Annotated in this window: 13 protein-coding genes; all 13 read right to left on the bottom strand. The window is 44.9% G+C overall.

The genetic code is table 11. The features are described 5' to 3' along the window. Positions 1-23: 23 nt before the first annotated feature. Positions 24-1,250, bottom strand: coding sequence for a hypothetical protein (locus TCA2_RS18435; RefSeq protein ID WP_047913083.1), 1,227 nt, complete (start codon positions 1,248-1,250; stop codon positions 24-26). A 34-nt stretch (positions 1,251-1,284) separates the two neighbouring features. After that, positions 1,285-2,724, bottom strand: a complete 1,440-nt coding sequence (locus TCA2_RS18430; protein ID WP_047913082.1) for a hypothetical protein — start codon at positions 2,722-2,724, stop codon at positions 1,285-1,287. Next, entirely contained in the window at positions 2,721-4,946 is a 2,226-nt protein-coding gene (locus tag TCA2_RS26295) for a hypothetical protein (protein ID WP_052512178.1), read from the bottom strand. Before TCA2_RS26295 ends, TCA2_RS18430 begins: the two co-directional genes overlap by 4 nt. A gap of 77 nt (positions 4,947-5,023) precedes the next feature. Then, entirely contained in the window at positions 5,024-6,277 is a 1,254-nt protein-coding gene (locus tag TCA2_RS18420) for a hypothetical protein (RefSeq protein WP_047913081.1), read from the bottom strand. A 164-nt stretch (positions 6,278-6,441) separates the two neighbouring features. Next, complete coding sequence (locus tag TCA2_RS18415; protein WP_052512176.1) at positions 6,442-8,202, bottom strand: terminase large subunit domain-containing protein; 1,761 nt, start codon at positions 8,200-8,202, stop codon at positions 6,442-6,444. A 305-nt stretch (positions 8,203-8,507) separates the two neighbouring features. After that, on the bottom strand, positions 8,508-8,876 hold the full coding sequence (locus tag TCA2_RS18405; RefSeq protein WP_047913079.1) for a hypothetical protein: 369 nt from the start codon (positions 8,874-8,876) through the stop codon (positions 8,508-8,510). 11 nt (positions 8,877-8,887) lie between these two features. After that, positions 8,888-9,235: a hypothetical protein gene (locus tag TCA2_RS18400; protein WP_047913078.1), complete on the bottom strand. Its 348-nt coding sequence runs from the start codon at positions 9,233-9,235 to the stop codon at positions 8,888-8,890. 17 nt (positions 9,236-9,252) lie between these two features. Next, positions 9,253-9,696, bottom strand: coding sequence for a hypothetical protein (locus tag TCA2_RS18395; protein ID WP_047913077.1), 444 nt, complete (start codon positions 9,694-9,696; stop codon positions 9,253-9,255). A gap of 4 nt (positions 9,697-9,700) precedes the next feature. Continuing rightward, on the bottom strand, positions 9,701-10,060 hold the full coding sequence (locus TCA2_RS18390) for a hypothetical protein (protein WP_047913076.1): 360 nt from the start codon (positions 10,058-10,060) through the stop codon (positions 9,701-9,703). Between the two features lie 11 nt (positions 10,061-10,071). Beyond that, positions 10,072-10,812: a hypothetical protein gene (locus tag TCA2_RS18385; RefSeq protein ID WP_052512174.1), complete on the bottom strand. Its 741-nt coding sequence runs from the start codon at positions 10,810-10,812 to the stop codon at positions 10,072-10,074. Positions 10,813-10,815: 3 nt separating this feature from the next. Then, a complete protein-coding gene (locus TCA2_RS18380) occupies positions 10,816-11,169 on the bottom strand; it encodes a hypothetical protein (protein ID WP_047913075.1) in 354 nt (117 codons plus the stop codon). Positions 11,170-11,401: 232 nt separating this feature from the next. Next, on the bottom strand, positions 11,402-11,563 hold the full coding sequence (locus tag TCA2_RS27275) for a hypothetical protein (RefSeq protein ID WP_193746083.1): 162 nt from the start codon (positions 11,561-11,563) through the stop codon (positions 11,402-11,404). Continuing rightward, the gene (locus TCA2_RS18375; RefSeq protein WP_052512172.1) at positions 11,563-12,756 is read right to left on the bottom strand and encodes a ParM/StbA family protein; all 1,194 of its coding nucleotides are present in this window, start codon (positions 12,754-12,756) and stop codon (positions 11,563-11,565) included. Before TCA2_RS18375 ends, TCA2_RS27275 begins: the two co-directional genes overlap by 1 nt. Between the last annotated feature and the right edge of the window lie 672 nt (positions 12,757-13,428).

Genomic DNA, 13,428 nt, shown 5'->3' with positions numbered 1-13,428 from the left:
AGGCCCCTTTCTGTGATTACGAATTATTTATGAAGCAGGATACGAACCGCACCGATCGAACCTTTGAAGTCCCAACCTGTTGGGATACCAGGGATTTGACCTGTTGCTTTGTACGTTGCCGTTACATTTTTAGGAGTAGTGCCAGCAGTGTTATCAACCGTTACAACAACCAAGCCTAGATCAGCATTAACATAATCAGGTTGGATGACTTGTCCATCGAATTTAACTTCGATTGTTCCGGCTACAGCTGGAAGGTGTTCCAGACGGAAATCATGACGTCCTGATTGTCCTGGCTGAATTGTGCCGATAACTTCATCTTCGTATGGCACTTCGATGTTAGAACCGTTCGTGAGACCAGGAATACCTTGCGGCTTGTACTGTCCTTTATCCCAGTTCGCATAAGTTTTTTCGTAAGGGTAGCCAGGGAAACCATCTTGTGCGCCGATATCTTCAGGGCGGAATCCGGAGTTATTGATGTGTCTGTCATCAGAGCGTTGATCTTCTTCGCTCCATCCAACCCATTTCAACCAGCCTTGTGGAGGCATGTTAGTTTCAACAGACCAGATCTGACCGATTGCTTGATCACGCATGATACTTTCTTTTTCCATCAAGGCTTTCAACTCATCAATGGTAGTCGCTGCTTTGATTTGTTCACGAATCTGATCGAAGTCGGCTACAATCAAGCGTCCGTTTTCATCAGACATTACATAGTCGCCGTTTTTCGCAGGACGCGCTGGATTCACATCGTAGAAAGAACCCCAATGAATTTCCTCAGCATCTGCTTTTACTGGAATGTATGGAAGCTCAATGTAGATCGTATTTTCAATTGTCGGCTGCATGCCGTTGAAACCATCTACAAACTCTTCATACAAGTTACCGTAAGCTACGCCAATCGCTTTATTAGCTGCACGAGTGTAAGTGGAACCGTCTGTTTTATGAACGTCCGTTACATCTTTACCGCCGTTTGCCAATGTAAGAACTGGAAGTAATGTGCCACTGTCGAAGTCTTTAATTACGCCATCTTGTCTTTCGCCAAAGTTATCAGCTGCTGGCGCAACTGCACGACCTTTTGGAATTACAACCCAGCCATCGCCACCGAAATGATAGCGGAAAAGACGTTTCAGACGAGGGTCAATCGCAAACTTCTCACCGGGACTATCATGAGTACCTGCTTGAAGCTTGGTATTTGTACGATTGTACTGATCTGGTGTGTCTCTAAGAGGACCTGTATTGCCAGAGAATAATGCCATTGAATAGTCAACTCCTTAAATTGGTATACATGTTTTAGTGTTTTTTGCTTTTAAACATGCCACTAAATAGATTTACAGCATCTTGTCCAGTCATCGTTTTCGGCTTATCGGACTCATCTGTATGAACACCAGGGTTTGTTACGCTACCTGGAACCGGCTTAAGAGTTTTAGATTCTGCAAGAAGATCAGTTCTTGTATTTTCCAAGGACTCTTTACTACGTGCTGCATGTGCATCTACTGCTTCTTGGTGATCGACACCTACAACATCAGGTTTGTTTAGCTGACGTTTTAACTGAACAACGCTTTCTGCAAGAGATCGATGAGCTGCCTCATTCAATGTTGCATTTTCTTGTGTCAGTCGAGAAACTTCTGCTTGTGCTTCAGACAGCTTCGCTCCAATGCGTTGGTTCTCCATTACGAGATTTGTAATGGTCTGCTGCATTTCCGTCACATTAACTGTCGGAGTTGGAGGAGTTGCAGGAGCAGGCGGGTTGCTTTCCGTTGTTTGTGCAACTGGGTCAGCATTAGCCGGTGCAGGAGGTGTTTGCTCTCCTTCTTTAGTGCCAGCCACTGGGGTTGTTTCTGGCTCAGTTGGAGGCGTCTGCTCTCCTTCTTTTGTTCCTGTAACTGTAGTTTCTGGATTTTCCTCATTTGGATTAGGCATTGTTGTACTCCCTTCTTCAAATCTAAGCAAGTTTTCGAAGGCTTTCTTTTGTCCTTCATTTAACTGCTCATATAGGTTAGTACCTGGGCTATCTACATGCTGCAGTAACCCTTCGGCTAGTTGAAAGATATTCATTTGAACGGATTCTTGAGAAGACCCGTTTGAATTGCTTCCATCGTCCTCATAAACTGCAGTAACACCTGTGTTTCCGGCATATTCGTCAGCAGGGACATTTACATATGAAACTTCACGTCCATATGTTGTTCCAATAATGAAATGAGCTGTCTGATCCTCGTACTCTTGGCCGGGATAGTGCTCACACCACTCTTGAGTGCGGTCTGATCCGCAAATGTTACAAGTAACCTTGTCTGTACTCGCCCCGATAGATACTGTTTGGTATCGACCATCAAGCACCTTCTCAATTGCGACCGGATCGGTGCTCTCTACGGTAAACATAAGCCCTGGCTTACCCGACATCGTCACATCATGGTACTCTGCCTTGATGATCCGTCCGATTGGCTCACCGTCAACATCATTGTGGTGAGTCAGTACCGGCTTCGGCCGTGGTGACGTCCAGCTTTCAAGACCTGCAGACAATCCTTCTTTGGTGTAATACGTATAGTTACGAGTACGACCAACGTGGATTGCTTCAATGGTAACAATCAGCTTTTTGGGTTTTCCTTTGGCTGATTCATTCAACACTTGGACTGATTCTCGTTTGATCTTTCCGATGGTCCCTAAATTCTCGTTAAAGGCTTTAGGCACCAGTGTTTTTTGTTCATGTTCTGTAAGCGTGTATACATTCCTCACTTAGCTTCACCCCCTTCGTCATGGATTGTTAGATCACATTCGCAGTTCGTGTGAAACGGGGGAATGCGATAGAATATAGCCATCTCATCGTAGGACGATAACTCTACTAGTGAGATAATCTCCTGCGATTTCTCATAGCAGGTTGAACAGCTTCCAGGCTCATGAAGAGCTTTTACGCTAGAGACTCCACTTCTGCCCAGCGCCAGAACATATCCGTAATGGTATGTCTTAATCACTGTCGTTTTGGCAATAGCCTTAATGCGATGCCTTACAGATTCAAACACGCTACGCGTGATTAGAATTGCTTTGTTTTCATCATCTACACCTTTGAGCTTTTCATTTAATACGTGATGTATTGTTTCTTCCATCAAATCAAAAGAATCTTGTGTAAATTCAGATACCAGTCGAAGCGATTGTGATAAGTTAATACCAGGCGCTTTAGATAGCTTTAATTGAGTAGCAGCTTTCTTTGCTCCTTCAAGGAGTACGCTTCTTGCTTCTTTCTGAATAACTTGATCCATTTTGTCTTTGCTGAAATGAATCGCAGAAAGGGCTTCAGATGGCGAAGTCATTGGGAATCTGTTACGGGTATTCGTCCGCTGAATCTCACCAATCACATCCTCCTCCATTGCAGAGAAGACTTTACTCATCTCTTTATGAAGGGATTGCACAGTCTCAATAGGAAGTTCAAATTCCGATTGAATCTGGTCGTATTGGTCTTTTTCTTTCAGCGAAATTCCAATCACTTTGTCGTACATTTCCTTCAAGGATTCTGTACTGCTTTTTGGTCCGGATCGTGTTCCATTTTGATTGGTTGGCTGTTGCTTATTGTTTGTCTCCGCACTGCCGGATGCCGCGGCTGCTGCTTGATCAAGAGTCGCTTGATGCTCTGCTTGCTGCATCCCAATCATTTGGAAGTGTAATCGACCTTCATCGGTTACAGGGTCCATTCCAATATTCTTGCGGGTTTCATCCCACGTCTGAACGTTATGCTCAAATTTAAAGATCTCATGTGTTTCGACCTTGATACGCATTTCTTGCTCAATTTCATTAAAGACGAAGTTAACTTTAAAATCAGGGTTGGCCATAGGATCGTAGCCGCCCTCAACCAAAAGCTCTTCGATAATGAATTGATCAATGTACATTTGGATCGTTTTCTGCCAACCTTTCACTCGGTCAGCTTTATTTCCACCCATAGCGTCCGCTGTATTTCGATTGGCTGTATCTCCCCGACCGAAATCGACTTGAGACATACCAAGCCCCGAGAACACTCGGTTTTCGAAATAATCCAGGTAAGGACGACCATCAATGGCTGTTATACTAACAGCTTCTACTTTATGGCGTTCTGGAAGGACGATCGCACCATCTGTCGGTAAATCTTCGATAACAGATCGAATAGCTTCAAGCTCTTCATCCGTTGCCTCATATCCCGGCTGTGCAACACCTACCGTATAAGCCAGAAGCGGAAAGATGTGTCGATACAGCAGGAGTGCTGCATTCTCTTCTACCTTTCTCAAAAGCCTTACATCATCTATAACAGGAGCGAGAAACGGAATACCAAATGCTTCGCCTGCTGGACGATTCACAGGAATGTGAATCATATCCTGCACCTGAAAATCTACTGTGTCTCCGCCTGATCCAGAATCCTGCGTATAGCTGGTTACATTACCTTGATCATCCCGCGTAATCGAGATCGTCGCGGGTGGAAGTCTAAAATATCCGGCTACGGGGTCTTTGGCTGGAAGGACTGCTGTTGCGGGAAGACCCGGAGGTAGACCCACGCCATTTTTAGCCCTGGCTTTGACAACGAAAGAGTTGTGAAATCTTACAATATCATCTGCGATTCCATGAAATAGCTCGTCTGTAGGCACTTGTGTAGCAATCGCCATCATATCCAACCTTGTCTTGAGATACTGCAAAGCTTCATCACTGCGACTCTTAAATGCATAGCCGCCTTTCATAATCAGCTCACTATATTTCAGGACTGTCTGTGTTAGATAGCTATCACGCTCTATGGCGGTTGCAATAGCTGCAAAGTCCGATTTCGGAGTTTCAGCGTCACTACCACCTGAGCTGTTTTTGACTGCATATCCTACTCGCTTGACTTGAGTCGCTTTTGGATCACGATTGACAGTGATGCCGCTACTGGAGCTGCCGCCCGTTGGAGTCGTTGCGTTCTTTAGGCCAATACGTGATAAGACATTCATAAAAAGCTTAGCCAAGAAACACATCTCCTTTCCGAGCAAGTCACTTTATCTTAAATAATTATATATTAAAAATGTAAGGCGTTACACTTGTGCTAGACTACGTATCCATTAGTCTCCAAATAACTAATTGCCCATTCTTCATCGATATTGCTTGCCTCTTGCAAATCCTCTAATATCCTCAAGAATCTTCTGATTTCCTCTTTTTTCTGAATAAGCTGGTATTGTTGACTATAGAAAATTGCCTCTTGCTGATAGAAACGAGTCATATCTGTAATGGATGAGTCGTACTGGTTTTTACTCTGCGATAAGGAGCCGACAATGATTTCAGCCAGTGCATTCATGGATTCATTTGTATCCGATTGATTATAGAGCCAGCTCTTAACTCCGACACCGGATTTGGATTCCAGTTGCTGATAGAACCACTGTTGCTTTGAAACAAAGGATTCTTTCTGATCGTCAATCAGCGCATACTGCCCTTTCAATGCAGTCAGCTTGTCTTTTATGTTGCGGAAGGACAGCAGGACATAAGCAGCAACAGAAGACTTATCAGCAAGGGGTGCCACCTGTAGAATCATCCCTTTAAGATCATCCTTCATGACAACTGCTGGATTCGTTATAAGAAACTGCATCTGATCAAGTAATTGAGAATACATCACATATCGGTTTCGGTGTACATATGAAGTATCCGATAGAGATACATGCAATGCTTCCATCTGTTGACGAGTTAAGTCTTGGTCATAAATCTGCCGTTCCAGTGAAGAGATTGTCGAGTTCGCTATATCTTCCTCATGGCTCTCTTCATCCGAATACGCAGACTGAATCTCATCTGTGAGCTGATTGAAGACTTGCTCTGCTTCAATCCATTGATTAATCATATTGACTTCTGATTCTTCGACAGCACTAACCTCTGCGTTATCTGTAATCTGAGTACGGTAGTGTCCGTCCACAAATTCGAACTGCATCGAGCAGGATGCCTTCATTCGGTATAGGATCGTGTAAATTTCAGCATCACCAGAAGCCCGCGGACCGCACAATATATCTTCTTGCTCAATAATGCTGCTCTGATCTCCTGATTCGAGGATTGTCTTATACGTAGAGAAGCTAGGGGTTTGATTTCGATCTTCGATCATCTTCATTAAGACATTCATTCGCTCAACTAATTCTGAATAGCCCTTTAGAACGCTAGTAATCGTAAAATCCTCTGAACGAATAATCTTTTGCACAGTTGCCGGATTAATTCGATAGAACCTATCTTTCTTCGGCATCTTCAGATCCGGCCGATAGTTAACCTGATTCCGCTCATAGGATGTATCTATACCACGCTGCCCAAAGATATCTTCTGACATATTAATGACCTCCATAAAATATGTAAGGCGCAGAGATTAGTCTGCGCCCCAGGGAAAGAGAGTTTGATGAGCCTAGCCAGAAAGGATACAGGGGATTTTTGCCTTCCACCAGGCGGCCCAATGGCCGCAAGGGACAACGCATTACTTCAGGCATTCCAGAGGATTCAAAACTTAGCTCTTGTCGGACGATTCTTCGCATTTCCGCGACCCCATATATTCGATCCGCCTCTACTTCTTTTTCCACCATATCCAAGTTGAACTTTCTCCCAGTGCCAGTTCGGGTTGTCCCTCGCTTCACGCTCTGGTTTTTTGTTTTGGATATTGAATATATCACGTTGACCGCCAAATACTTGCTCTGCGATCTTCTCTTCTGATGTGTTATGCGATACGAAAGCACGAGTGGCTACATTGAACTTTTCCAAGACCTTTGCGATCTCAGGAAACTCTAATGTAAATCCAAGGATCGTCAGCATGAATGCATCCAGTGCATGCTCATTTTCTGACGTATAGATCGGCTTTCCGTTTTGAGAGATACGGATAACTTGGTAATCCATCATTTGCTTCCACACCATATCATCGAATGGTGAAAGAACGAGTCGATCCCGCTCCAATAGGATAGCTGTTTGGTTAACCATGAAGTTTTTCGCATCTTTCTTATCGACTTCACGAGTCGCTGGATCACGCACCTCGATGGTTTGTGCGAACTGAATCCGTTTTACCTTTTTATCTAGCTGTGTATATGGATTCTCCCGACCGTGAAGACGAAGCGCTTCGATTTGATATTCCCCGCTCCCTGCGTCTACATAGACAAAGGCAGGGTTATATATATCATTCAGCTCAATAATTCGTTTTACCGCATTATCGAACGTAAAATCGCTCCGAGGTATTTCTGATCTCAGGCAGACTCTGAATTTCTTCAGTTGCTCATCGAACTCCGTAACGATAATCTGAGTCGCTGCTCCGTATTTATCCCAGTCCACTCCGATGACCCGGAGAGCCTTCGGCGCTGGGTTATTTATAGTATAAGGCCCGTAATAAACAATGTCATCTAGGTTGATGCCTTGCTTCTGATACTGCTCACGCTCATACGTATTCAGAGAACGATAACTATAATGATATTGGCTTTTTGCTCGCTCTACCGCGTCTTTATTAAATACTCCGACGGTTTCTTCTCCGAACTCTGCCTCAACCTCATGAATATAACCTTGCTGAGTCATGGTAGCACGCATTTCGCCTTCCATTCGTTCATCAAAGTCAGGGTTGACGTGAGACGGGAAATGATACGAAATATATCCCGTATCCGGATTTGTACAGATATCATAGAAGAAGTCCCGCTTACCTGTAGGTGTGGAACTTACCCAAATACCGATACGCTTTGGGTCTTCAAGCGCAATGGCTGTTACCGCATCGATACCGTCACGAGACATGTAATCGACCTCATCAAGGAACAACCAGTCTGCCCGCTGACCACGGACGGACGCACCGGCTTGACTGCCGGCATTCGCACCAGCTGTAAATCCCATAATCTTGGAACCATTTCCGAAGGAAGCGATAAACGGATTCTTGGTTATGGTGACTGAAGCACTTAGCTCTTCACAGTCACGGACTAACTCCTGCAGACGCATGAAAATCAATCGCACCTGATGTTCATATGGCGTTGCAATAAGTAGACGGCTATTCTTATGATGAAACGCGTACCAAAGACAGAATACAACCATCGTCTCCGTCTTACCAACCCGGCGTCCCATTCGAGCAGCAACACGCCGGTCGCCTTTCATAATCCCCCGGATCATTTCTCGTTGATACCAGCGGGCTTTCCATGCATTACCTTTCGGATCTTTTAGCTTCCAGTACGCCCACTTGATCGGATCAGAGCGAATCTCACGCTCCATTTCAAATAATTGTCTTTCGTCAACAGTATCCATAATATCACCCTAATTCGCTCGATAGAGGTTGCTTAGGGTGTGGTATCCCTTTTGCGAGAGATTGACTTCATACCCTCTCTCTTTTTTCCTCATATGAAGCAATCCTGCATCAGCTGCTTTAGGCCAATCCATCTGGTCGTGAAGCCCATGAGTTTGCAAATGTTTCAGAGGAACCCATTGATCATTCTTTCGGCCATGAAGCAAGATCCTATTTAATGATTGGTTAGATTTTAAAAACATCCTAATTCAGCACCCCTTCACTATTCATGAAGTTTGCATGAGTGCACCTCCTAGGCAGGATGTCTTTAGTTCATTCCGTCAGCAATACCGCCAATCGCAGCTCCACCAAGTGCGCCAACGCCATAAGATAGGAGTTTGTTTCTTCCTCCTCCAAATGCCATTTTCCGCGCTCCTCGGATTCCATTACCTAAATGCTTTGCTCCAGAGGCAGCTACACCTTGAGCGGTTGCCATTTTAGGAATGCCTCCATCAATCGCTCTTGCAGCTGCGTTTCTGCTTAGCACTGGGTTTGCCATGTTTCGCAATCCTCGCGCAGCCTGAGTTCCCCCGAACTGCAAGCCAGCCATCGATGCACCGCCTACAACTGCTCCGGCTACGAGTCCAGAACCGATTCCTTCATCTACCCGATTATATGGGTTGTTTGATTGCATCATCGTTATTCACCTCAATCAGTCATATAGTCAATTCCTGCTCCAATTCCTCCACCGAGCAGAGCAGCACCAGCATAATATCCTGCCTTCTTCCAGCCACCACCAAACACCTTGCCGTAACCTCGTTCTACTTTTCCGCCGACTCCGACTGCTTTAGCAGTCCGTTTGGTGGATCCATACTCCGGCAATAGAGGGGTGGAATCTTTTCTTGCTGACCTAGCTGCACTTATAAGTGAGGCCCCTTTTGCTCCTGCATGAGCCACACCCATGCTTGCCGCACCGGCCAAAGCCCCATAAGCTGCGCCGTTATAAACGGGGTCATGATTTCTGACTCTTTGATAGGGCTCATTGCTTCTCATCATCTTTACTCACCTCCCTCTCAGTAGGCTTTAGATGCCCCGCGCGCGTGCCGTGACATAATAGCGGAAGCTGTGTTTCTCGCATTCGAGGCATTCTGCATACCCGTCTGCTGCATGTACATCTGCCCCTCATTCTGCGTGAATCCGCCTCCAAACATAGAAGACTTCTGTCGTATGCCAGCCTTGGCTGCATCGGTCATCCGGATGATCTCAGGCGTCATAGATACCCCTGCCATAACCCCCATTGTAAGGAAGCCACCAGGCATAAGGTTCCACGCGGCATTCGTCAGGGCAGCCTTACCGATAGCAACAGCCGCATTCTCCCCGTCTTTAATTCGAGAAAAGGCATCGACCGCAACCATTCCTGCCCCAAAAGTCCGAGCGATCTTTCCTTCTTTTCTAAACTGCTTGACGCCTCCATCTCCAGATGCTGGCGGCAACGCTTGTGTTGTCATATTGGCCACTTATCTAACCCCCATGCCTTAAATTGTGTAGGGCAAATACAAGGTCACCTCTGGCAGCCAAATCCTGATTACCGGCAGGATCGCCTAGATATCCCATACCATCCGATCTTGTCCCAGGAAGCGACATAATCCCTCGATCATCCATAGCATCCATCGCATTTCGATTTCCGGCTTCGGATTGCCCAGTTACAACCTGATATCCGCCGTAAGCTCCCATTCCTGTAAGAGCTACTGCCTTTCCTTTTCTGGATAGACCTAATCCTGTGTACAGATTGTTAATGCTCCGTTGAGTATTCCTCTCAAACATCGAAGGGACTTGTTTCCCTATATATTTGCCCACGTTCACAGCGCCTCTGACATACATGTTCTCACCTCCTATTCAATCGGCTCGACTTCAATTGGCGTAATGTCGATTGGCTCGCTTGCGCCCCTCATCTTCTCGTAGTATCTGCGCTGTGCTTCATCCTCGTGTTCCATATGAGCATCCATATCGTCATTCACCTTAACCATTTGTGAAGCTCTCGAAGCCGGATCAAGTTCAACTGTAACCTTCGTCCCTTGCTTATCACGGCGCGTACTGTTCAAGAGCTGCAGTGTCTTGTTCTTGCTGTTTCTCAGCTTCTCTTTATACTCGACTACGGGATGCAATTCTTTCTTCACTAGCGCATCTCCGTCTTCTGTCATACCCACCACGTTCTCTATGATGAAGTCCGCATCGATCGCCATCTTGTTATCACATCTGAGAAGTGACACATCAATATCAACGAGTTCTTTAACCATGATGAGATCGACCGTATTTTTCGGATCCTCTCGATCAATCTTGAGGTCTGTGCAGTATCGGTCAAAGAGATCTTCAATCGCAGCAATCTCAATAGGACACTTCTCGCCAAAGGGTGCCATTTGCATTTGCATGAGAGGGCAAGACTCACGATAAGGGCAGGATTCTGCTTTACAGATGATTGGCACGGATGCATATAGCCCATGCTTTGTACTGCGAAGCCTGCGGGCGACATCTATCGCCTGTATAGCGGCAGGATTCTGTGTCCAAGCCGTAGGATTCAGGTTTTGAGAGACGACCATCTTCCCGGCTTCGGTTCGAGGTCCAGTATTAGACATAGGTCACTCTCCTTCTGGAATGACGCCACAAGTCTTCATGACATTCTTCCATTTTTCTTCTGTGCTATGCCCATCCCAATTAGGTTTAATCTCTGGCAGGGTGCCAACATCAAAGCTGTCTGGAATATGGAATGTAATCGCTCCACTGTTGATGGAAATGACGCGAAGCCATCCTTCCCAGTTATTATCCGTATCGTAATACCAACCGCATGTCGTGTTGGCCATTAGCCCCCACATTTCCTGATTGGATGTATTTATATAGTTAGCCAGCAATAGCGCCAGCATATTCCTTTCCCAATAGGCTCCGTCTTTTGTTTCCTCCAGACTCATACCTTCTTTCCAGACATATGGCTTCATAAATTCTCCTCCTTGTAAGTACGAAAAAAGGGGTAGATCTAATGACCCCTTGACCCCGATCGGTACTGTTTGGGCAGTCTATCCCCTTAGCTTAATTGTACAGGCTCTGGTATTTTCAGGACATTTGCACCTATGAATGCACAAAAAAATAGAGCCCCATGTAGGGACTCTATCTTAAGTGATTCTATTTCATTTCATTTAATTCCGCTGGAAAGCGTTATTTTCCTGCGTTTTACTCCGACTCAATAGCTTTCGACAATAGTCGTCTGGCCTCTGTTGCCCAATCACCTGGCTTAATCTTTTCGAAATGTTCTTTAATATCTGTATCGACATCCCGAATGATGACTTGGATTTTAGGCACCTTCTGTGGTTTTGTCTCTCTTTCTTCAGCCATTACGCTGCCTCGCTTTCGAATATATCTTTGATGAATCTTTCGTATACCTGCTCGAAGTTCAGAGATCCATCTTCCATCTCTTTGACTTGGTTCATGGCTGCTCGGATGTAGAATCCATATACGTTAGCCATTTGAGGATCTTCCACTACAGAGAAGGCTTGTACCTTACGCTTCGCAAACTCTTCTCTCAGGAAGTCTTGGAAGATATGAGCACCGCCGCCTGTAAGCAAGATGATCTTCACGCGGTTCGCATGTTGACCCCAAGACGTAATGACCTCGTTCGCAATGACTGCCGAGATTTCCTTCGCGGCTTCTTCTACAAGATGATACAACTTATGAGAAGCACCATTGAACTCGATATCTTCTCCACGAACAACTGAATCCAGTTCATCATCCGTTGGACTGTAAGCAACTCCAAACTCATTATCAAAGTGAATAGCCATGCTCACTTTGAGTCGCTTGTACAGCTCAGCAGTCGCAAGTGTCGATCCGTAAGTTCCTTCTTCCTCTACATATACGCCTTCGGAGAATAATGCATAGTCTGTAGTCAGGTGGCCAATATCAACAACAGCAGTCAAAGCTCTGTAGAGAGTAGTCGTCAGAAGGCCTTCTCTTGTAAAGGCAAATTGTGTAGATGTCACACTTCCCTCTGGCTGTCTCAGAACTTCATATCCAATAATGTTAATTTTCTTAGTGATTTTCTTTCCATAACCAAGGTAGATTACAACTTCAAAACTTTGGTTTATGTACTCCTCCAACCGTGTGCGAATACCTTTATCGAAATCCTCATTCGGCAAGCCGGTTGTTAAGTAGACATCATATTCTCCATCTTCATGAGGAACACATAGTGCAAGATTGGTTTCAAACATAACTCTGAATGAAGGATCGGACGCACGGTCATGATTGGTTGTCCGACTTGTGACCAGAAGCTTATTACTCTTCATTGCTTGTTCACCTACGTGGTAGAAACCGTCAGCAGTCTTCACCATCAAGCGCGACTCATCAACTTCTGTGTGTTTGAAGGAATTTGCGAATTTTTCATTTGTAGGCATAACAGTACTTGGTATAACACCGAACATACCTAAGCTTGACATACGCTTGCTTCCATTAAAACCAATATCAATTGCTGCAAGATCAAAATCAAATAAGTCCTCTAGCTTCAACTTCAAATCTTTCACTTTTTTCACCGCCATGATTGTTTTCCTCCTAATTCGACATGTTATATCATATTATAACATGTTCTGATGTATTCTCTCGTAAACGATCATAACATATTTAGGAGATGGCAAGCAACCCTTATTTTGGGCAACAAAAAAAGCAGCAGGTGTGCCGCCCGCCGCTTTTCGAACAAGTGAAGCTGTATGAGGTTGGAGATCTCACGTATCCTTCGCTGAGTTATATTTTAAGCCATTTGGCAAAAAATATCAAGAACATATGTTCTTATTTTGTGATTTCTTTTCACAGAAAAGGCTTCAAGAGCGATGCCAACGCTATATTCAACACTGGAGGTGTAATTTAACAGGTAGGGTGGCAGTCCTTGATCTGTGGCTATTTACTTGAAGCCCTTTTCTCTAAAAAGAGTATAGGCATACTCCGGACTATTTTTTTGTAGGAGGTGCCGTGAGCCCATGCTAAGCTACACGATTCATCCGGAGTAAACCATACTGTGTCCAGTCAGCTATTCTGAGGAGAGCTGCTGCAGTCATCTGCCAAGTCGGGTCTGTGTTCTCGACTTGAGTTTATTCTATACGATAATGTAACGCATTACAATATGATAATGGCTTATTTCACGCGTTTTCTCTCTTTTTTTCTTTGACGCTTTTGATTTTGTTCTATGATATACGTTTCCTCTTGATGTGTTGCCT

The sequence above is a fragment of the Paenibacillus sp. TCA20 genome (genome assembly GCF_000732325.1).
Taxonomy (GTDB): domain Bacteria; phylum Bacillota; class Bacilli; order Paenibacillales; family Paenibacillaceae; genus Paenibacillus; species Paenibacillus urinalis.
Note: the sequence above shows the minus strand (reverse complement) of the source record. Positions and strands in the feature narration are given on the sequence as shown.